Here is a 21364-nt window from a genome sequence, read left to right as displayed (position 1 = left end):
TCGGAATACTGATGAGAGAGGGTCATCACATCGCTCGAGGAGGGGCGTCACATGGACAAGGAATCCGTGCGAAAGGCGATTAAGGCCAGGCGGCTGGCCAAGAAACTCACGATTGCCGACATCGCGACCACGATCGGCAGGAATCCCACGTTCGTCGCGGCCGTGCTGCAAGGAAATCACAAATTGCCGCCCGATGAGGGAAAGAAGGTTGGAGAATTATTGGGACTGGACGCAGACCTGACCGGTTCGTTGAGCAAGTTTCCCGTTCGCACGGATTATCCGAACGCGAGCGATCCATTCAAGTACCGATTGATGGAAATCATCGGCGTCTACGGCGATTCGATGCGGGAGCAGGCCAACGAGATGTTCGGTGACGGCATCATGAGCGCGATCGATTTTACGCTCGACATGGAGAAAGTGACCGGCAGTCAGGGGGAAGCGCGCTGCAAGATCACGCTGAATGGGAAATGGCTTGAATACAAAACGTTTTGATGGAGTCCATCCGAATGGTCCGGCCCTGGATCGGTCTGCCGGACGGGGAACTTTTGGGATGCCTCTGCGTCTTTAGAAGGAGCATACTGAACGAAAGAGTCGCACAGCGTTGTCAGCCGTTCCCAAACCATGGCTGACAACAGAGGGATGAACTGAGACAACGTCGTCTTCGGTTCTTCCAGGGCAGAAAAGGCACACGGACAAAGGCGTCCGCATTCACCGTGGAATGTCGGACGCCTTTTGTGTTTCTGGGCCATGGCGCGTAGGCCATCGAGCGAATCGCGCGGGCGAATAAGCGGGAAAGCGGCGAGATAAAGGAGCGGTTGATGGTACACATGACTGGGAAGCGTGCAGTGACGGCGGGGTTGGGGGTGGCGGTCGGGGCAGGGGTGGGATGGTGGCCTGGCTGGAGTTGGGCGCAATCACCGCCACCGCCCCAAACGCTGATGATCAGCGGAGCGGATACGGCTTGGGTGCTCGTATCAGCCGCGCTGGTGTTGACGATGATCGTGCCTGGTCTGGCGTTGTTCTACGGCGGGCTGGTCCGCAGCAAGAACGTGCTGGGCACGATCATGCAAAGTTTTGCCATTCTCTGCGCCGTCAGCCTGTTGTGGATCGTCGTCGGGTACAGTCTGGCGTTCGGCCCTGATGTGAGGGGCGTGATCGGCGGGCTTGATTGGCTCGGTCTGGCCGGGGTCGGACTGACTCCCCACGCCGTCTACGGTCCCACGATCCCGCATCAGGCGTTCATGGTGTTTCAACTGATGTTTGCGGCCCTCACCCCGGCCCTGATCACCGGCGCGTTTGCCGAGCGGATGAAGTTCAGTGCGGTCCTGCTCTTTTCCCTGTTCTGGTCTCTGGGCGTCTATTGTCCGATCGTCCATTGGTTGTGGGGCGGCGGATGGTTGGCGCAGTTGGGCGCCTTGGACTTCGCCGGCGGCGCGGTGGTGCACATGAGTTCAGGCGTCAGCGCATTGGTCTGCGCCCTGGTGCTGGGAGCCCGCCACGGATACGGCACGGACTACATGGCGCCGCATAACCTGCCGTTGGTGCTGCTGGGGACCGGTCTCTTGTGGTTCGGCTGGTTTGGATTCAATGCCGGGAGCGCGCTAGGGGCCAATGACACGGCCGTGGTGGCGTTCGTGGCGACCCACACGGCGGCCGTGACGGGGGCGCTGACCTGGACGGCGGTCGAATGGCGGCACCGCGGGACGCCGACCGTGCTTGGCCTCGCGAGCGGGGCGATTGCCGGCTTGGCGATGGTGACGCCCGGGGCGGGATACGTGAGCCCGTTGTCTGCCCTGTTGATGGGGCTGGCGGCCGGGAGCTTGTCCTACCTTGCGATCATGAAGAAGGGACAGTGGGGCTATGACGACTCGCTGGACGTGGTGGGCATTCACGGCGTCTCCGGTGTGGTCGGCATGCTGCTGACGGGCCTGCTGGCCTCCAAGGCCGTGAATCCGGCCGGGGCCGACGGGCTGGTCGTCGGCAACGCGGAGTTCTTTGCCGCTCAGGCGCTGACGGTGGCGGTCGTGGGGCTGTTCTCCGCGGCTGGTACGTGGGCCGCGCTGAAGGCGGTGGATCGAGTCATCGGATTGCGCGTCCAACCGGATGAAGAACGCATGGGATTGGATCTCAGCCAGCACAACGAGCGGGCCTATTCATGAGGCTGAAAGGAGGGGGTATGACGATCATGCAGGAAGAAAGCTTCGACGCAACCACCTGTGAAGGACGTCTCCTAGGCATATTGCGTGAGAAGGGTCCGCAGACGCTCGACAGTCTGTGTTCCCTTCCGGATATGAGTTGGTCACAGGTGCTGCTGGCCGTGGATCATCTGAGTCGGATCCAGGAGGTGAATTTGGAGTTGATGGCCACGCACGAGTATCTGGTCTCGCTGGTGGAAAGACCGCGGTGATGTCACAGGCCGTGCACACCTTGTGGTTGCTGGTCTCGGCGACGCTGCTGGTTCTGACCGTCACCGGCATCGCGCTGTTCTACGGGGGCATGGTGCGGAAGAAGAACGTGATGAATACCATCGCGCTGCCGTTCACCGCCCTCGCGCTCGCCTCCATCGAGTGGGCGCTTGTGACGAACGTCACGGGGTTGGGACGGGAGATGGAAGCGCCCATCGGCGAAGCCGCGATCGGGCCCTTGTGGTCCACCTACCAGGGGATCATGGCGGCGATTGCGTTGGCGTTGGTCGCCGGCGGCATCGTCGAGCGGCTTCGCTTTGCCTTTTTTCTCCTCTTCGGTTTCTGTTGGATCGGGGTGGTCTACGTGCCCTTGGCACGCTGGATTTGGGGAAACGGCTGGTTGGCCGCGTTGGGATGCCTGGATTTCGCCGGCGGGGCCGTCATCCACATCAGCGCCGGTGTCAGCGCGCTCGTCCTGGCCCTGGTGATCGGACCGCGGAAGGGCTACGGACGGATCGACATGATGCCCAATCATTTGCCCCTTTCCCTCTGCGGCGCGGGACTCATGTGGGTCGGCTGGTTCGGCTTCACCGGCGCAGCGGGGTCGGCGCCGATGACCACGGTGACGGGCGCCTTCGTGGCCATCCACCTCTCGGCCATCGCCGCGGGCCTCTCGTGGGCCGTGGCGGAGTGGCTCCAACGTGACAAGCCCACTGCTCTGGGGGCCGTGAGCGGGGCCGTGGCCGGATTGGTGGCGGTATCGCCGGCGGCCGCGTACGTCAGTCCGGCGTCGGCGTTGGTGATCGGCGTCGGGGCCGGGAGTCTCTGCTACATGGTCGTAAATTACGTGAAGCTCATTCTGGGCTATGACGACTCGCTGGACGTGTTCGGGATGCATGGCGTTGCGGGAACCTGGGGGATGGTCGCGACCGGTCTGTTCGCCTCGACCGAGGTCAACGCCGCCGGAAGCGACGGGCTGTTCTTCGGTTACCCCTATCAGTTCTTCGTCCAGGTCGTCGCGGTCTGCGCCACCTGGGCGCTGGCCGGCGGCGGGACCTGGCTTTTGCTGAAGGGACTCATGCCCCTCATCGCTCCCCGCGCGGGCGACGAGGCGGAGACGATGGGATTGGACCTCCACCAACATGGAGAGAAAGGCTATACGGGGTAACTCATGGCGATCATTCACGACGACGTCGGCCGCCGCCGGTTCCTCAGCCAGGCGGTGATGGGATTCGGGATGGTGTTCGGGATGGGCGCGCTCGGTCTGCGCTTTCTCCAGTTTCTGTTGCCGAACGGAGCCCCGCGTCAGCCGGAGACGGTGCTGATCGGGTCGGAGTCCCGCATCCCATTGGGCGAAGCGGTTCCGATGGACCTCGGCGGCCAGAAGATTCTGGTGCTCCGGACGGATGAGGGCGTCGCCGCTTTTTCCCGGCGCTGCACCGATCTGGGCTGCCTCGTGTCCTGGAATCGGGAGCGGGGACAGTTCATCTGCCCCTGTCATCAGGGGACGTTCGACAAGACCGGACTCAATGTCAGCGGACCGCCGCCGCGCCCGCTTGATCGGCTCGACATCGTCAAGCGCGGCGACCAACTGTACGTGAACGTGAAAAGCGCGTAATGCGAACAGTTTTGAATTGTAAGTTGTGAGTGTTGAGTGGCGGCAAGACCGGAATTCCGAACTCTCAAACTAAGAACGCACAACTGAACACTAAAAACTTGAGGATCGTATCGATGGCTGTAGAGACCGTAAAAACTGAAAACAGTGATGTCGGCACGGGTAAGACTTGGGTGGACTACATCCAAAAGGATCTGCCGGAGCATCTGGAATGGTGGCCCTATACTTTGGGTGCGATTCCGCTGACGCTGTTCGGGATTCTGGTGACCACCGGACTGTTGCTGACGTTCTACTATGTGCCGGCTTCAGACCAGGCCTACGAGAGCGTCGATCGGATCACCCATGAGATCTATCTGGGCTGGTTCGTCCGAGGCCTGCACAAGACGTCCGTGGACCTCATGATTCTGTTTTTGCTCTTCCACGTGATTCGGGTGTTCATGACCAGGGCCTATCAGTCCGGCGGCGAGTTGAAGTGGGTGAGCGGCTCCATCGTGCTGTTCGTCACGCTGGCGATGGGATTCACCGGCTATTCGCTGGTCTACGACAACGTCTCGTATTGGGGCATGACGGTCGTCACCAACATGGTCGGGACGCTGCCGATCATCGGCAGACCCCTGCTGCACCTGCTGCGAGGCGGCGAGGAGGTCTCCGGGGTGACGCTCCTCCGCCTATACGATCTGCATACCAAATTGCTGCCGGTGTTGCTCGGAGGACTGGCGCTCGGGCACGTGGTCACGGTGCGATTACTGGGCTTCACAACGGTGCCGGGAAGCCGAGAGTATCACCAGTTCTATCCCGAACATACGATGAAGATGGGCGCCGTCGCCGTGGGGCTGCTCCTGTTCATGGTGGACCTGGTCATGATCTTTCCTCCGGTGCTCGGCCCTCCGGCCAATCTCCAGGAGGTCGCGTCCGATGTCTCGCCTCCTTGGTATTTCTCAGCGCCGTTCATGTGGATTTCTTTGCTGCCCGGTCCGATGGCCCTGTGGAGCCTCATGGCCGGCGCCGGGCTGTTCGTGCTGTATCCGTTCGTGGACCGTGTACTGGCCGAGCGCGGATGGCCCATGACGTTCATCAACGGGGCGGTCGCCGCGACGGCGGTCGGAGCGATGGTGGTGCTGATGTATCTCGACTTGCAGGGGTAACGACAGAGACACAGGAGGTAGGAGGACCCACATGGACGAGCCCGTGACGGTGCCAGGCGAGGATTCCGGCGCATCCGCGCATGCGAGCGACGGCAGGAAGAATTTCACGCGATACATGATCGGAGGACTGTGCCTCGTGCTCTTTCTGGCGCTGACCGGCGTCGGGTACGTCCAGGTCGAGGAGCGTCGCGGCGGCGGCGTCAGACCATTTGTGTCGGCCGACAACAAGAAGTGCATAGATTGCCATACGGCGAAAGACGTGGGGGTCGGCCTGATCAACGACTGGAAGGTCAGCCGTCATGCGCCGAAGGGCATTGGATGCGTGGAGTGTCATCGGGCCGAACACGGCGAGGCCGACGCGTACGACCACGAAGGATTTCTCATTTCGACCCTGGTGACCCCGAAGGATTGCATGCGTTGCCACGACCGGGAGGCGAAGGAATTCGGCAAATCCCACCACGCCAAGGCAGCGCAGTTCACCGGGTCGTTGGACAATTTTCTCGGCAACGTCGTCGAGGGGCCGGAGGTCGTGACCACCGGATGCGCCGGTTGCCATGGCAGCGTGGTGAAAGTCATGGAGAAGGGAAAACTGCATCCGTCCACCTGGCCCAACAGCGGGATCGGGCGGGTGAATCCCGACGGCTCCAAGGGAACCTGCGCGGCCTGCCACGCGCGGCACAGTTTTTCCGTCGCCCAGGCGAGGCAGCCGGAAAGTTGCGGCCGGTGTCACATGGGACCGGACCATCCGCAGATCGAAGCCTATTATGAGAGCAAACACGGCGTGCTTTACGAGGCGAACAAGGACAAAATGAAGCTCGCCGACCCGACGGAGAAGTGGCAGCCTGGTAAGAATTATCTCTATCCGACCTGTGCCACCTGCCATATGAGCGCGACCGGAACTCAAGAAGTGACGCACGATGTGGGAGACCGGATCAGCTGGACCCTCCGTCCGGTAGTCTCAACGAGGCTCGAGAATCACGAAGATAGGCGGAAAGCCATGAGGCAGGTCTGCGCGTCCTGTCACAGCGAGCAGATCGTCGAGCGGTTCTTTACGTCGATGGATCAAGGGATTAATTTGTACAACGACAAGTTCGGCAAGCCGGCGAAGGAGGCGATGGACAAGCTGACGGCCATGAAGAAGATCACGCCCACGCCGTACGATGAAAAGATCGAATGGGTGTTCTACGAGCTGTGGCATCACGAGGGACGTAGGGCCAGGCACGGACTCTCGAAGATGGCCCCCGATTATGTCCACTGGCAGGGCTTTTACGAAGTCGCCAAGAGCTTCTATACGAAGTTCTTGCCGCTGGTCCGCGACCTGTCCCCGCAGGTGGCCGAGGACCTCCTGCGCAATGAAGGGCACCGGTGGATCGAACGGGGCATGAGCAAGGAAGACATCGCCCAGATGTTGGAGTTTTACGACAAGGAGATGCAGGGCAAACGCGGCGGCAGTTGATCGAAATCTGCCGCCGAGGGGCTGAGTCCCCTTGAGCGGACCGGTCCGATGCGTTATTCTGCTACCCCACACTGGAGACGATGACGCTATGCCTAGACGAAGCAGGACCGGGTTGCAGCGGGCGGACATTCTGGAACGGTATCTGGCGAGGTTTCGCAAGCATCTGGGGATGTTTCAAACGTTTCTGTCGCGCAAACGACCCTCGATGCCGCTGGAGGAGTTCGATGAGGCCGCCGAAGAGCTGATCAGCCAGGTCTACGGCCAAGCGTCCGATGAACTGGAAGCCTACTTCTATGCCAAGATCGGCGAAGCGGCGATTTTGCCGGAGGAAGCCCAGGAAAACGGGACGCACGACGTCGAACGGGAAAGCCTGCAGCAGCGCAGGCAGGTGCTCGAAAGCTGTCTGGCCGATCTGGAGATGCGCTATCGTCTACAGGCCAAACGGAATCCGGGCGCCAACGGCCGCGTCATGGGGAAGCGGACCGTGGAGGACTATATGTCCCACGAAGTCCACAGCATTCATCGCGCCGCGACCATCAAGGAAGCGGGAAAACTGCTGCAGAAATACAAAGTGGGCTCCCTCATCGTGGACGACGGCTCGCGGTACATCGGGATCGTGACGGATTCCGACCTGAGCCGGAAAGCGGTCGCCAAGGGGCTTGATCCGAATACGACCGCGGTCCTGGCCTGCATGAGCAAACCGGTCGTCTCGATCGAGGAGACCGAGCCGATCTCGGACGCCATCGGGTTGATGAAACAGGAAAGGATCCGCCACCTCGCCGTGACGGCCGATCGGACGATCATCGGGGTCCTGTCGATTTCCGACGTGCTGCGGGCCTACGAGGATGTGACCGGTTCTCCCACCAGCTGATACCTCCATTGCCGCATGGCGGGCGGATCGTCCGCCCGCCGATTCCATCACCCTCGGAACCCAGCACCGACCATGCCGCCGACTTTACTGTTAAGCTGCGAATCTCTCGGCAAGCGCTACGGCGTCAAGGCCCTCTTCTCCGACTTGTCGCTCACGCTCAACGACGGTGACCGCGTCGGGCTTATCGGTCCCAACGGGTCCGGCAAGTCCACCCTACTCAAGATTCTGGCAGGCTTTGTCGAGCCGGATGACGGATCGCGATCGCTTCGGCGCCACACGCGTATCGGGTATGTGGCTCAGGAACCGGCGTTTCCCGACGGACACACTGTGGAGGAGACTCTGGCGACGGCGTTGATCGCCGACGGACTGGATGCTCACGAAGAGAGCGATCGGATCGCCAGGGCCCTCGGTCTGGGACGGTTTGCGCGCGCCGATCAGCCGGTCGCCGAACTGTCTGGAGGGTGGAAGAAGCGCCTGGCGATCGTACGGGCTCTGCTCACGGAGCCGGACATCCTCCTCATGGATGAGCCCACGAATCATCTCGATCTCGAGGGGATTCTCTGGCTGGAAGCCCTGCTCCGGGACGAGGCCCGCGCCTGTCTCTTCGTCAGTCATGACCGTCGGTTTCTGGAATCCGTCGCCTCGCGGATCTGGGAACTCAATCGCGTCTATCCGGGCGGCCTCTTTGAGTCTCAAGGTCGGTACAGTGATTTCTTGGAGCAGCGCGATGCCGTCCTCCAATCGCAGGCCGAGTATCAGGCGTCGCTCGCCAATCGCGTCCGGCGCGAGGTGGAATGGCTGCGGCGTGGGCCGAAAGCCAGAACGACGAAGGCCAAGGCCAGGATCGACGCGGCGGGCCGGATGATCGAGGAGTTGGAGACGCTCGAAGACCGCCGCCGGCGGGCCGCGGCGGCAATCGACTTCTCCGCCTCCGGACGAAAATCGAAACAGCTGCTTGTGGCGTCCGGCCTCGGTAAATCGTTAAGCGGCCGGCCGATCGTGTCGGATCTGGATCTGTTGCTCGGGCCGGGAGAACGAATCGGCCTGCTCGGCCCGAACGGGAGCGGCAAGACGACGCTCTTGCGGATGTTGGCAGGCACGCTGGAGCCGGATCGCGGGACTCTCATCCGCGCGGATCGGCTTCGTGTGGTCACGTTCGAACAGCACCGGGACTCCTTGGATCAGGACGAAACGCTGAGGCGGGCGCTGGCGCCGGCCGGGGATGCGGTCGTGTATCAAGAGCGGTCGGTTCATGTGATCTCCTGGGCCAAACGCTTCCTCTTCAGGCCGGAGCAGCTCGATCTGCCGGTCTCGCGCCTCTCCGGAGGTGAACAGGCGCGCCTACTCATCGCCCGCCTGATGCTGGAGCCGGCCGATCTGCTGATCCTCGACGAGCCGACCAACGATCTGGACATTCCCACGCTCGACGTGCTGGAAGACAGTCTACTGGAGTTTGCCGGAGCGCTCGTTCTGGTCACGCACGACCGCTGGCTGCTGGATCGCGTCTCGACCAGACTGCTCGCGCTGGACGGTTCGGGGCGCGCCGACTGGTTTGCCGACTATACCCAGTGGGAAACAGCCGAGCTGCGACGGGAGCGAGCGTCGGATCAGGAGACGAGGCCGCATTCGGAGGCGGCTGTAGCGGCCGCACCGGCCGGCCCTCAGAAACGGAAGGGGTTGTCCTACCGCGAGCGCCAGGAATGGGAGACGATGGAGGCCGTGATTCTCGAAGCGGAGTGTACCGTGTCGGTTCGCGAGGCGGCAGCCAACGATCCGGCGATCGCCTCGTCTGCCGTGCAGCTACAAGAGCGATTCGCGGCGCTGCATGCGGCGCAGGCCGATGTCGAGCGACTCTATGCCCGCTGGGCAGAATTGGAAGAGAAGCGGGTGCAGGGCGCCGGCGGCGGCTGAACGACGAACAGACGTCTAAAATAGCCGGCCGCTCGACGGTAAGTCCGACTCGTCGTCGGATCGATCCCCGGCGCGCCGCGCCTGTTCAAGACCGGCACGAGCCAGGGCGTCCGCCCGTTCGTTCTCCGGGTGGCCGACGTGACCCTTGACCCAGTGCCATTTAAGAATATGGCGGGCGGCCAGCGCATCGAGGCGTCGCCAGAGATCTTCGTTCTTCACCGGATCGTTCCCGGCCGTCTTCCAGCCGCGACGCTTCCAACTGTGAATCCACTCGCTGATGCCTTTCTGCACGTACTGCGAGTCCGTATAGACACGCGCCTCCATCGGTTCCGGAAACGATTGCAGGGCTTCGATCACGGCGCGCAGCTCCATGCGATTGTTCGTCGTGGCCGGTTCACCGCCGCACAGTTCCTTCTCGATGGCTCCGATGCGCAGCAGCACGCCCCAACCCCCCGGACCGGGATTCCCGCTGCAGGCGCCGTCCGCATAGATTTCAATCATCCGTCTCGCCCTCGTGTATTATGATGATGCCTCGGAGTCCGGAAGTTCGAGAGAGTACGTGTCCGGTGCTCAAAGGTCAATTCCATCGCCGCTCAAGGCTGCGGCCGGGTCGAAGGGCGAAACCCATGTGGCCGAAGGGATTATGCATTACGAGAAGGGGCACATGGATGAGGCCAAGAAGCATTTCACGGCAGCGGCCCAAGCCGATCCGCAATCGACCGAAGCCCATTATGACGTCGCCTTGGTGTTGGATAAGACGGGCGACCATAAGGGAGCGATCGAGCATTTCAAAAAGGCGCAAGAGCTGGGGAAGAACAATCCAGACATCCAGAACTCCGAAATTCTCAAGAAGCACGTCAAGATGTGAATCGGGAGCCGTCGATCGAGGCTCGGCCGTGGTGTATCGTGGCCGAGCCTCACGGCCGACTCGTTCGAATGTGCATCGACAGCCGGATGCCGTGTCTGCTTTCGTGTCGCCTGGGAGCGGGTTTTCTGGTGCTTGACCCGTTCGGAGCCCAGGCGTAGAGTACTCCCTGATTCGACCGCCTCATCCGCGAGGTGGTGGCCATGCACATCGATGGAGCAGTGATCCATGATGATGAACATGGCAAGTGCGGTCTCTTCTCGCCCCGACATTTCCTTCACCAGATTGCCTCGTTAGCGGATTCTCCGTCCTTCTTCCCCTGTTTCAGTTTCAGCCGTGACCCTGCCGTGTTGTGTGCGGTCGGTTTCGTCAAACATCCGCGCCCGCGGGGTAGCGCACGAATGGTCTGCCCCGCCGGGTAACCCGGAAAGGAGGGTGTCATGAAAGTTGCGATTGCTGCGGTCCTTATGGCCGGCGCGCTGCTCTGTCTGTCCGTCGGCACGGCCTGGGCGGAGACAGCCTGGGTTGATGAGATCAACAGTTCACTGTCGTTCACCATGGCGAATTATCCCAATGCGAACTGGGAACCGTACCAGCAAAAGCTGAATAAGGTGCATGACGCAGTGAGCCGTGGCGACGGTCAGGCGGTACGGATGGAAATGGGCAAGTGGTTCAGGATGCTCCGGCACCGCGACTTCGGGATCAGTGACGTGGCGGCCGACGAGCTGTACAACTTCTCCCTGATGGTGACGCCGATTCAGGAATACGGTATTGCCGTTCCTGCCGGTCCGGCCGGTCTGGGGGATACGAGCTATTAGCACCATGCCTGTTGCCGGAGGAATGGTGCGGACACAGAGGAGGTGTCCCATGCAACACTATCATCGAACCGCGCTTCTGGGGCTGATGGCGGTGTGTCTTGCCGCGCCGGTCCGAGCGGAACAATCCCAGGACATCATTCTCGGCGCGCACTATGGATTCAGCGGGGTGATCTCCAAGATCGAGTCGGGAATGTTGTTCGTCCGAAGCGACGTCAATCTGCAGCCCAGGGTCGTCAGTCCCATGAAAGCCGACCGTGTCGGGCTGCATGATGCCAAGGTGGGCGACGCCGTGAATCTGTTGGTTGACTCAGGCAATGTTCTGATCGATGTCTCCCGCACGGATCGGTACTTCCCCGATCACCGGTTTCTGGTCGGCACCGTTCGGTATGCCGATCCGTACTGGCACGAGATTCAGCTCTCCACCCCGGAGGGGACGGCCACATTCGAAGTGGATACGTTAGTCGGAACCAAACTGTCCACGCTTCCGGAAGGCGCTCCGGTCACGCTCGAGCTGGATGCGGACAACGTGATGATCGATATCTATCGTGACCGCCCACGCTGATCGTCACAGGGGCCGGTTCGTCGCTTGACTTGATGGAAGGGTGTCCGTACGATTTCCTTGTTCGGCTCCGCCGGTCCTATCGCAGGACCGGCGGAGCCGGGAAGCGGGTGGCTTCTTAACGCAAGGACGACCGTATGGCGAGCCGTCTGGGGTGGGTCGCCGCAGCAGTCGTGCTGGCTGCCGCTCAGGTACCAGTGGGCGAATCGGCCGCTGCCGAACGGAGTCGTTCGGATGACGGCCTTCCCTTCCAGACCATCCTCGATTTGGAACAGAGTGCCCGCCTGTTGGCCATCCTGCTCGATTCCGGGCGTTCCGTCATCAATGAAAACCAACCCCTGTTCGACGACCCGGTGAAGGTGGACAAAGGCTTTACGCCTGAGGCGTTCGAGCGACAGCTCATCGAGATCTTCCGTACGAGGTCGGGCCTCGATCTCGCCGATTTGGACTCGGCCCGTGTGCCGCGCGCCGGAAAAATATGGCTCAAAGATCTGCTCACCGCGAGTAAGCAGGTCGTAAAAGAGGCTCAAGCGGACATCAATCGCCCGGCCGCGCAGTCGAGGCTGATTCCCGCGGTATTCGGGTTGCGCGTGGGCGGGCGCTTTGCTGAGCGGACGGGCATCCGGATGAAGCAAACGGCTCTGACTCCGAGAAATCCAGCCAATGCGCCGGATGCGGTCGAACGGTCGTCTCTGGAACTCTTCGCCGCTCCCGATTATCCTCGTGAAAAGGCGATGAGCGAAGTCACGACCAAGAGCGGGGTGTTCAGACTCATGTTTCCGCTGTACATGACCCGCCAGTGCCTGGAATGCCATGGCGAACCGAAGGGTTCGCTCGACAAGACGGGGTATGCGCGGGAAGGATTGAAACTCGGACAGAATGCCGGCGCTATCAGTGTGATGATCCCCCTTTCACCATGACACGCGTGGCCCTTTCTCTTGGAGTGATGCTGATGTGGACGGCCGCCGCTGTTGCGGCGGACCGTTTGGCGGGACCGGCCGAACGGCCGGCCGGCAGCGGGGTGATCGTGCATTCCGATGGCTATATCCTGACCGCCCAACATGTCATCGCCAATGCCCGCCGGGTGATTGTGGTCACCTCGGGCGAAGTTCGCGCCGCGGCGATTGTGGTCAGCACCGATCCAGAACATGACCTGGCCCTGCTCAAAGCGGAAACGGTAGGCTTGACCGAAGCCGCGCTTGGTCATGCGGGCGGAGTGCGGCTGGATCAGGAAGTGGTCGCCGTCGGCTTTCCGTTCGGATTGCGGGAGGTTTCGGTGACACGAGGGCGGATTGCGGCCGTGCGGACCAAAGGGGTGCAGCGCGTGTTTCAAGTCGATGCGGCGATCAATCCGGGAAACAGCGGCGGCCCGTTGTATAACACACAGGGCGAGCTGATCGGCATCCTGACGACCAAATTCTCGCATCCCTCCGGGATTGTCCCCGAGGGCATGGCCTTCGCCGTTCCCGTCAGTTATGCCACGCCGCTACTCGCGAACATCGAGGGATTCGACTTCAGTATGGTCGGGAAGGGTCGCAATGGCCGGAAGGCAAAGAGGGGGAAGACCGCGGAGCAGGATCGCCTTGCCGACATGGTCGTCCGGACGACCGTCAGAATCGAAACTGCCCGTGGTGCGGAGGCTCCACCGTCCGTCATGCCGGCTCCGGCCGACGCCGTCAAACGGCCCGAGATCGCCTCGTCACCCGTCGCTCAGCCGACGGGAGAAAGCCGCGCTCCCCGGCACTCCGCTCCGGACCAGGCGTCGATTCAGCAAGTCAACGAGCAGCTCAGGCTGGAGCAGCAGGAACAGTTGCAGCGATTGACTCAGCAGGGGGGTACCGTCCCGGAAGGGATGGTGCTGATTCCCTCGGGAGAATTCCAGATGGGCGCCGAGGACGGCTTGCCGGATGCGCGTCCCATGCATCGCGTGTACGTGAGCACCTATTGGCTCGACCGCCACGAAGCGACCAATCGGCAGTATCGCCGATGCGTGGAGAGCGGAGGCTGCACTCCCCCTAAAGATCACTCCGCCTATGACGATCCGAATATGGCCGATCACCCGGTGACCAATGTGACGTGGGCGCAGGCCCGCCATTATTGCGGATGGCTCGGGAAGCGGCTGCCGACGGAGGCCGAATGGGAAAAGGCGGCCCGCGGGATCGACGGCCGGCTGTATCCCTGGGGCAATACCGATGAGGTGGCAAAGGCAAGGCCGCGCCTCGCAGAGCGGGCGAAGAACGGAACGGCTCCGGTCGGCACCATGGATTTTGCACGCTCTCCGTATGGTGTGGCTGATCTCGTCATGAATGTGTCCGAATGGGTGAATGACTGGTACGCAGACGACTTCTATCGATCGTCCCCCAGTCGCGACCCGCAAGGTCCAGCCAGGGGGACGTTCCGCGTGCTGCGCGGGGGCGAACCCAGCGACCGTCCGCTCGAGTTACGCGCCAGCTACCGGGGTTGGGATGACATGACGTATTGGGGCCCCTCGCTCGGGTTCCGCTGTGCGCAGGATGGGTCCTGAACTGGGTGGTGTCGCCGGATCGTCTGACCGCCGAATAGCGCCGTCAGAGACTACCGCACATCCGCGGGGTGTCGCTTCACTTGTCTCACGCCCTTTCCCTCCTGGCTTCCAAGGAACGTGACAACATGGCCCTGAAGCGCAGCTACAAATCGTCGGAAGGTTAAGTCGGGGGCGGGTTGCGTTATCTTGGTTTTAGCGGAATTTGTCGCCATGAGGAAGCAGGCCGAAGTGTAGAGCCGTTCAAGAACTAAACGACGACATAACAGTTCGTATCTCCTGCTGTAGGATACGCCTTCATACTGTGACTGGCCCTTCGTTTTGAGAAGCTTCCCGCGAAACTCCGGATCAACCTGAAAGTACGGCTCCTTATTGCCGACAGGGGCTTTTACGTTGTCGCGATCTTCGAGCAAGAACAGGTAACCGAGAAAGGGAGGTGGACATTGTCCGAAACGACTTTCGCGAAAGGCTGTCCATATATCTTTTGCACTGCCCACCGCTTCTTCAGATCGATTGTTAACGTTGTTGCCAATGGACTTGCCGGCTTGAGACTTCAATTCCATTGCAAGAACAAGTGCTCCGTTGGATATAACGATCAGATCCCACTTCTTTGTGGCTCGAAAATACCCAGGAAGCTCCAGTGCTGTTCTTGTCCTGACATCGGGTCGCTTTAACCCAGCCTCACAGAGGATGTCAGAAACCAAAACCTCCAACGCACCCATCTGAGTGCCGCCTGTCACCTCGCCCCTGGATCCTGCATCGACTTTCCCAGATTGAACCTGCTTCTCCCTATTCTTCCTCCTAGCGTCCCAGTAGCTTTGGACGGCCACATGTAGTCTCTGCTCAATGTTCAAGCGCGGCCTCCATAAGACTCCTTTCGATTCCGTATATCTGCAATGCTATCTCGGTCGCGAGTTGTCGATCGCGGCGATGAAAGGCCTTTCGCAGTTCGCGAGCATGTTTAGCTGCTACGGCGGCTGGCTGAGGAACTCGGATTCGACGAAGATATTGAGCCTGAAAGCGCAAGTATCCACCTCGCATGCGGATTCCGTATGATTCCACAAAGAATTGTCCGAGGGCGGACAGAAGAAGTCCTCCGAGGACTTCCAAGTCCCATTCGTCTGATTGCACAAAGTACAAATTGTGGTGCGGATACGTCTCGCCGCGATCCAAGACTGGCTCCAGCGTGTTCTTGATGTCTGGGATATACAGCTTCTGCTTCGCGAGGAGTTCGTGATTCACACGGTCGATGGTCTTATACCATCCCCTTGTACATTTTTCCGCAGTATGACGTTTCTTCAGATCCGCAGCATGGGCTTCATAGTAGGCTTTGAGCTTCGGAAACCGGGTCAGGTCTACCAATCCGTCGCTGTCCCAGGGATTGACAAGATAGTGTCCGGACCACTGTAGCTCGCCGCTGGACAAGTCTTTTGCAAGAGCAAGCTTGAGCAGGCGAGAAGTTTCAACTAACCTATCATCCGGCGTGATGTAGATGCCGTCATTGCCGGTCGCTACGCCAATTCCGATCTTCGCACTGGTCTCTAGCTGAGAGAAGTGATCTTCAAGCCTTCGAAGTAAGGTGAGTTGCTCGGGTGAATGGCAGGGCCATGGATCCGTTCCCTTGAACCACTGTTGTACGTGAGCCAACCGTAGACAGGTTGAGGGAGGAAGGAATGTCTGCTGCCCTCCACGAATGATTGCGGCCAACTGATTTGGCGGTAGGTTCTCTATTTCTGGTCCCGCGCTTGCGACGGCGGCCATCCTCTGCTTGGTGTGTCGGATGATCGTGATCGCTGGATAGGCGTCTACCGCATCGTGAAAGGCATCGGCTTCGTGCATGCTCAAGATCACTTCTACGTCGTACGCGGAGGTAATGAGTTGTCGAAGTTTCGCGCCGTAGTGATTCCTCATCCAACGGTCCGCGCAGATGAATGCACAGACCCCTCCGCTCTTCAGTTGTCGAAGAGCCGCTTCAAAGAATGCCACATAAAGGTCAGCGCGCCCTTGCATGGTCGGATACATGTTTCGGTACACGGTTGCGGTGTCTTCCGGGATATCTTCCAGTCGCACATATGGGGGGTTGCCGATGACAAAGTCGGCCTGTAGCTGGTTGCTCACGTCGAAAAGGTAGTCTTTCGTGACCACCCATTCTCCCGCCAATTCTTCAGCCAAAGTTCTGTCCGCTCCGTGGTGCAAGAGGATTCGCGTGGCTAACAGCCGAGCGCGCGCCGCGCTTGGTTCATCCACCTCATAAGCGAGCAGAGAGTGACGACACTCGGAGAGATTCCGCCCAAACTGCTGACAAGAATCAAGAAGACGCTCGATCATCGGCTCTAGAAATGCACCTTCACCTGCCGCCGGTTCGATCGCGAGCATGTCGACTAGGTTTTCCTGTGGAGAATAACCGGATAGGTCCAGCATCAATTCCACCACCCATCGCTTGGTGTAAACGACTCCTTTCGGTTCGGCCAAGCCGACAGGGACCGAAGGCTGGGATGGCTCGAGGAGCTGGAGTTGAATGCCCTGAGTCGAAACTGATGAATGGGTTCGGTCGTTGGCCACTAAGCCCTCGAATTACCAGAACGAGTTGCGTGGAAGCATCCGAATAGTAATCTCTTCAAAAGCTCCGTTCAAGAAGCGGTAACCACGACTTGTGCAAGCGTGCCGGTTACGCTTCAGAATACATTCATTAGCTGGACGCTTTTCCAATCTTGCCGGTCTCATGTTCCATGCGGGATAAACGAGAGGATTGGCTTCCCTGCGACATGCGGCGGGTCATCAATAGCATGCTCCCGCCGAGCTTGCTACTCCCTTCCCCTCCGGCATGGGAGGATGGAAGATCGAGCAGTGGCACAAGCAGCGAGGCTTTAGCATGCTACTCCCTTCCCCTCCGGCATGGGAGGATGGAAGGGCTTGCCGGCGACATGCACTGGTGAGATGCCGCCGGAGCCGCAAGTCCTTCATCCTTTCAATGCACCCGATTGATCCTATTCTGGAATGGGCGGTACAGGAATGACAAGATCTGGTTCACTGTGGATAAAGGTGATCTGCAGTGTCCCCACCGCATCGGACTCCAAGGGTTCACCGACAGTCACGCTGGCTGAAGTATCCCCCACCAGGCCGGGGTGGTCTTCCAGATCGATATCGAGTCCGGTTGATCGAAGGCTTGCCACGAGCTTGGCAATATTCGGGAACGGAATTTCGAAATTCACGCAGAGACTAAGATTGGAAAATTCATGGAAGTCGATGACCCAACCGCCTGCGACTGCAAAGGCGTCTCGTACCTCGCAACCATCTCCAGGCGGTTGTTTCGTGTAACAGCTTCGAGTCGAACAAACGGTGCCATCATGAAGTAGACAACAGCAGCGCCAGACGCATTAGAATTCCGGTTGTCAGAGTATTGCAGGGGAAGGGAGCAGTCAACCAGTCTGGAAGGACCGCCGCTGCACGTCACGAAACGGCTCCTGACAACGTGTTCCTCCGTTGCCCGCTTGTCTTGGTCGCCTACACTGCCGGCCGTGTTGCTTCATCATTCCTCGTTTGATACAACGCCAACAAACAGGGCAGGTCTGACAAGGACAGGCGACGCAATGGATGGCTGCCCCTAAGTGGCACGGACACAAGCAAATCGCGTCTGCTTCCACTGCGTCATACACGAACCATCTCCACAGGCGCATGAGAAGGCCGGACTCCGAATCCTGTGCGCTGGCGGTGGATTGTGGGCTCATGGTCGGTCCTCTTAGCCATACCGACTGAGCAAGGTGAGTGCCAAGGGCCGCAGGAAGTGCTTGTGCCGTTGTCGTTCACCAAAGTGCTGGCGGTACAACGAAGCATCTGACATAGACGGACATGACGTTGCAGCCCCCTGGATCCAATCCAATCCGACGAATTCCAAGAAAGATTCAGTAGCATGCTGTCCGTTTCGGGAGGCGGTTCTACTTGCTCTTCGACCAATAACCGTTGGAAGTCCTCTGCTTTCACGACGCGTGAGCCGACTGATTTAAGAGCAGGTTCGTCGATGTGTAGCTGCAATGGGCCAGGAGACCATGAATTGTCATGTCAATTAGTGCGAGGCTAACCCAACGCCTGCAGCTCTATCTTGAGCCTCCGGCCTGTCGAGTCCGTGACGTTGCGGTGTCGGGCCAGGCTATACGTCAATAGCGTTGCGCATTCTGACTCCTGCAGGGAAGCCGGTGACGGTTGCTGTGCTCTCAAACATTGAAAACTTCTACGAAGTTGAACTCATGGCGTTCACGCTGATCGCCGAACTCATCCAAGACCGCGACTCTGCGCATTAGGGACCTCCGGCGGTTCCTAGCACGATGTCCGCACACCGAGCCCGAGGAGACAGAGAAAACTCTCGAAGCTCTCAGAGAAGTAGTCCGGCCGTTTGGGGGTTCGCTGGTGGGAGCTTGCCGCGGAGAGAGCACAGTCCTAAAATGGGCATCCTTCGTATCCGAGCCATAAGGAGGCGATCATGCTCGTCCATCAGCTTCTTGGCAACGAAGGTATCCTGCTCATCCATCCGGACGGACCGATTGCGGCTGGGGATTTCGAAGCAGTGGCCAGATCAGTGGACCCGTACATCGAGCAAAACGGAACCTTGCGAGGCGTCATGATCCAGGCCGAGTCGTTTCCAGGCTGGGAGAGCTTTGCTGCGCTCATGTCGCACATGCGCTTTGTTCGCGACCATCACCGATCCATCGGGAAGGTGGCCGCCGTCTCCGATAGCGCCATTCTTTCGATCGCTCCACAAATCGCCAAACACTTCGTCCAAGCCGAGGTTCGGCACTTTAGCGCGAATGAGCGCCATGCCGCGCTTGCCTGGTTGCGGGAGTGATTCGAAAGTCCGCAACAGGCAGGGGAGTTCAGCAGCGAGCGATCACACGCGGCGGTTCGATATGCCGACGCCGTTCCCTGGGAGAAATTGAAGACCGGCTATCTGTGGTGGAGGTGTATTTTGTCATCCTTGTCGGTTGGACCGGATCGACCCCAAAGTCCCCCTCAATTCGGAGACCCCATGGCCTGCTGCAAAGCGAAAATGGTCCCCAGTGCCGAAGAGCGGTCCTGGAACCGAGGATGTTTTCCAACGACACGTCAGCTCGTGATTGTACTTCTGGTGTTAGGTGGCGCTCAAGTCTACGCAGAATTGGCGCTGGTCTGCGGCATCGTTCAAGCGGAAACGGCTCTTGCCCCGTTTATCCATGCATCGGTTCCTGAAGGCAAACCGGCGGCGGTCGTACCTGCTCCTCAGGCCGAGTCCTGGTGGACAACCAGACACGAACATGTACTCGCACGCATTCGCCAAGGTAATGTTGGCCTCCTGTTCATTGGAGACTCCATTACACAAGGATGGGCAAGTAAGGGTCGCTCCGTTTGGGACGAGTATTATGAGCGACGCCGTGCCGTGAATTTGGGATTCGCAGGGGATCGCACCGAACACGTGTTGTGGCGCTTGGACCATGGGGAGATCGAGGGGATTACCCCCAAACTGATCGTGCTGATGATTGGAACCAACAACTCGGGGCATCGTCACGATCCTCCGGCGGAGACCGCCGCAGGCATAGAGGCGATTCTCAGAACATTACTCATGGGCCTCCCAGGCACAAAAATTCTGCTGTTGGGCATATTTCCTCGTGGTGCCTCAGGAGCTGACCATCTGCGTCAGTTGAATGCGGCCATCAATGAGCGCATCCGTCACTTCGCCGATAGCCAGCGGGTCTTTTTCTTGGACCTCAGCCGGCGCTTTCTGGATGAACAGGAACATGCCTCTCGAGAGCTCTTGCCCGATTACCTGCACCTCAGTGAGCGCGGGTACCAGGTGTGGGCCGACGGCATGGAAACCATGATCAAGACGCTGCTTGGCGAGTGAAGCGAGAGTCCCATACCCGTAGTTCCAATTCGAAAGACGAAGTAGATAGGCACGATATTGTCGGAGGCGCGGTAATCAGGAACGCTCAACGATGAACGAAGAACATCAACGCATAGAGTTTCTCGATCACTTGCGAGGCGTGGCTATCGCGATGGTTTTTTGTCTCCATGTTTTTGGAGAAACATTCGCGAGCGACTCCCCGCAATGGGGCCGATGGTTTGTGGATATTGTTCACAACGGCATCTCGTACTTTCTGCTGTTTCCCTTTACGTATGGCTGGGTGGGCGTCGCCATTTTCTTCGTGCTAAGTGGTTTCTGCATCCATTTGAGCTATGAACGAGACCAGACAAGAGATTTCCACCGATTCTTCTTCCGGCGCTTCTTCCGGATCTACCCGCCCTACTGTATCGCTGTTGTGCTCTTTACTTTCGTCATCACTCCTTACCCGGCGCCGGCGACAACGAGGGACTTGGTGACTCATGTACTACTTATTAATAATCTGGACGAGGCTTCATTTTTCTCGCTCAATCCTTCGTTTTGGACCATCGCCGTTGAAGTTCAGCTATATGCCCTCTACCCTCTGTTGGTTCTCATGGCGCAAAGATTTGGTTGGGCTTCTAGCCTCTGGTTGGCGGGTTCTGTCGCGTTGGCGATCAAGGCCTATTCTGTTCTGCAAGGATATTTTGAAGGCACAATGCTCCCGCTCCCTTCCTGGCTATGGCACAGTCCATTGAGGTATTGGTTCGCCTGGACGCTTGGTGCAAAACTCGCCGATGATTTCCTGCAGGGTCGGAGAAGTGTGCTCTCAAGATGTCCCATGTGGGTTTGGCCATCCCTCACCATCCTCAGCGGCATTCTGAAGCCCCTTGCGCCATTTACGTGGGAGTTCGCCGCGCTCGCGACAGGGACTGTCATAGCTCATCTCCTGGTGCGTCCGCTGTCTCAGACCTTCCTTTCTCACTTCGTAGTAAGGCATATGCGAACCGTTGGCCTTGCGAGCTATAGTATGTACCTCGTTCACCAACCGATCTTGTCATGGCTCCGGAGACAGGCTTTCCCTGCGGTCTTTGGGAGCGATATGCACCCGTTCATGATTGTTCTGCTTTGTATGGGTGCGTGGTTGCCGATACTATCTCTTGCGTGGCTCCTTTACAGATTCATCGAAATCCCCAGCATCAGTCTCGGCAAGCAATTCCTGAGGCATCGCCAGGCCGGCCGATCAGTTGTCCCTGGGCTTGGTTGACCGATCGATGCCAAGGAGATGATGGAGTTCAGGCCAGAGGGTTCCCTCGGAAGCGACAAGACGACTCCACTTGGTGACACCAG

Annotated in this window: 21 protein-coding genes; 17 read left to right on the top strand and 4 right to left on the bottom strand. The window is 59.5% G+C overall.

Going from position 1 to position 21364, the window contains the following annotated elements; all coding sequences use genetic code 11:
• The first annotated feature begins 51 nt into the window (after positions 1-51).
• The 9 genes from cynS to P0111_11960 all read left to right on the top strand — a co-directional run bounded on the left by cynS (position 52) and on the right by P0111_11960 (position 9403).
• Positions 52-492 (top strand): cyanase, encoded by a 441-nt coding sequence (gene cynS, locus P0111_12000; GenBank protein MDF0644749.1) that lies wholly within the window; start codon positions 52-54, stop codon positions 490-492.
• Positions 493-818: 326 nt separating this feature from the next.
• Positions 819-2159 (top strand): ammonium transporter, encoded by a 1341-nt coding sequence (locus P0111_11995; protein ID MDF0644748.1) that lies wholly within the window; start codon positions 819-821, stop codon positions 2157-2159.
• A gap of 17 nt (positions 2160-2176) precedes the next feature.
• Complete coding sequence (locus tag P0111_11990) at positions 2177-2407, top strand: hypothetical protein (GenBank protein MDF0644747.1); 231 nt, start codon at positions 2177-2179, stop codon at positions 2405-2407.
• Positions 2407-3573 carry an ammonium transporter gene (locus P0111_11985; GenBank protein MDF0644746.1) on the top strand — a complete coding sequence of 389 codons (1167 nt, stop codon included), beginning with the start codon at positions 2407-2409 and terminating at the stop codon, positions 3571-3573. Before P0111_11990 ends, P0111_11985 begins: the two co-directional genes overlap by 1 nt.
• A 3-nt stretch (positions 3574-3576) precedes the next feature.
• Positions 3577-4023: a ubiquinol-cytochrome c reductase iron-sulfur subunit gene (locus P0111_11980; GenBank protein ID MDF0644745.1), complete on the top strand. Its 447-nt coding sequence runs from the start codon at positions 3577-3579 to the stop codon at positions 4021-4023.
• 113 nt (positions 4024-4136) lie between these two features.
• A complete protein-coding gene (locus P0111_11975) occupies positions 4137-5165 on the top strand; it encodes a cytochrome b N-terminal domain-containing protein (GenBank protein MDF0644744.1) in 1029 nt (342 codons plus the stop codon).
• Positions 5166-5196: 31 nt separating this feature from the next.
• Positions 5197-6621: a multiheme c-type cytochrome gene (locus P0111_11970; protein ID MDF0644743.1), complete on the top strand. Its 1425-nt coding sequence runs from the start codon at positions 5197-5199 to the stop codon at positions 6619-6621.
• A gap of 88 nt (positions 6622-6709) precedes the next feature.
• The gene (locus P0111_11965; GenBank protein ID MDF0644742.1) at positions 6710-7492 is read left to right on the top strand and encodes a CBS domain-containing protein; all 783 of its coding nucleotides are present in this window, start codon (positions 6710-6712) and stop codon (positions 7490-7492) included.
• A 72-nt stretch (positions 7493-7564) separates the two neighbouring features.
• Positions 7565-9403 carry an ABC-F family ATP-binding cassette domain-containing protein gene (locus P0111_11960; GenBank protein MDF0644741.1) on the top strand — a complete coding sequence of 613 codons (1839 nt, stop codon included), beginning with the start codon at positions 7565-7567 and terminating at the stop codon, positions 9401-9403.
• Between the two features lie 15 nt (positions 9404-9418).
• On the opposite strand, the gene rnhA is transcribed toward P0111_11960, so the two are convergent.
• Positions 9419-9904: a ribonuclease HI gene (gene rnhA / locus P0111_11955; protein ID MDF0644740.1), complete on the bottom strand. Its 486-nt coding sequence runs from the start codon at positions 9902-9904 to the stop codon at positions 9419-9421.
• 58 nt (positions 9905-9962) lie between these two features.
• Between rnhA and P0111_11950 the strand changes: the two genes are divergently transcribed.
• The 5 genes from P0111_11950 (at position 9963) to P0111_11930 (ending at position 14169) form a co-directional block, all read left to right on the top strand.
• Positions 9963-10271 (top strand): tetratricopeptide repeat protein, encoded by a 309-nt coding sequence (locus P0111_11950; GenBank protein ID MDF0644739.1) that lies wholly within the window; start codon positions 9963-9965, stop codon positions 10269-10271.
• A 437-nt stretch (positions 10272-10708) separates the two neighbouring features.
• A complete protein-coding gene (locus tag P0111_11945) occupies positions 10709-11086 on the top strand; it encodes a hypothetical protein (GenBank protein MDF0644738.1) in 378 nt (125 codons plus the stop codon).
• A gap of 49 nt (positions 11087-11135) precedes the next feature.
• Positions 11136-11648, top strand: coding sequence for a hypothetical protein (locus P0111_11940; GenBank protein MDF0644737.1), 513 nt, complete (start codon positions 11136-11138; stop codon positions 11646-11648).
• A gap of 134 nt (positions 11649-11782) precedes the next feature.
• Positions 11783-12565, top strand: a complete 783-nt coding sequence (locus P0111_11935) for a DUF3365 domain-containing protein (protein MDF0644736.1) — start codon at positions 11783-11785, stop codon at positions 12563-12565.
• On the top strand, positions 12562-14169 hold the full coding sequence (locus tag P0111_11930) for an SUMF1/EgtB/PvdO family nonheme iron enzyme (GenBank protein ID MDF0644735.1): 1608 nt from the start codon (positions 12562-12564) through the stop codon (positions 14167-14169). The genes P0111_11935 and P0111_11930 overlap by 4 nt, the downstream gene beginning before the upstream one ends.
• 50 nt (positions 14170-14219) lie before the next feature.
• Here P0111_11930 and P0111_11925 read toward each other — a convergent pair whose 3' ends face one another.
• The 3 genes from P0111_11925 to P0111_11915 all read right to left on the bottom strand — a co-directional run bounded on the left by P0111_11925 (position 14220) and on the right by P0111_11915 (position 17378).
• Entirely contained in the window at positions 14220-15020 is an 801-nt protein-coding gene (locus P0111_11925) for a PaeR7I family type II restriction endonuclease (protein MDF0644734.1), read from the bottom strand.
• Complete coding sequence (locus tag P0111_11920; GenBank protein ID MDF0644733.1) at positions 15010-16638, bottom strand: Eco57I restriction-modification methylase domain-containing protein; 1629 nt, start codon at positions 16636-16638, stop codon at positions 15010-15012. Before P0111_11920 ends, P0111_11925 begins: the two co-directional genes overlap by 11 nt.
• Before the next feature lie 515 nt (positions 16639-17153).
• Positions 17154-17378, bottom strand: coding sequence for a hypothetical protein (locus P0111_11915; protein ID MDF0644732.1), 225 nt, complete (start codon positions 17376-17378; stop codon positions 17154-17156).
• Positions 17379-18643: 1265 nt separating this feature from the next.
• On the opposite strand from P0111_11915, the gene P0111_11910 reads away from it, so the two are divergent.
• The 3 genes from P0111_11910 (at position 18644) to P0111_11900 (ending at position 21281) form a co-directional block, all read left to right on the top strand.
• A complete protein-coding gene (locus tag P0111_11910; GenBank protein MDF0644731.1) occupies positions 18644-19006 on the top strand; it encodes an STAS/SEC14 domain-containing protein in 363 nt (120 codons plus the stop codon).
• 264 nt (positions 19007-19270) lie between these two features.
• Positions 19271-20038, top strand: coding sequence for a GDSL-type esterase/lipase family protein (locus P0111_11905; protein ID MDF0644730.1), 768 nt, complete (start codon positions 19271-19273; stop codon positions 20036-20038).
• A gap of 91 nt (positions 20039-20129) precedes the next feature.
• Positions 20130-21281 carry an acyltransferase gene (locus tag P0111_11900; GenBank protein ID MDF0644729.1) on the top strand — a complete coding sequence of 384 codons (1152 nt, stop codon included), beginning with the start codon at positions 20130-20132 and terminating at the stop codon, positions 21279-21281.
• Positions 21282-21364: the final 83 nt, after the last annotated feature.

It is taken from the genome of Nitrospira sp. (genome assembly GCA_029194535.1).
Taxonomy (GTDB): Bacteria; Nitrospirota; Nitrospiria; order Nitrospirales; family Nitrospiraceae; genus Nitrospira_C.
This window is presented reverse-complemented; position numbering and strand designations above follow the sequence as displayed.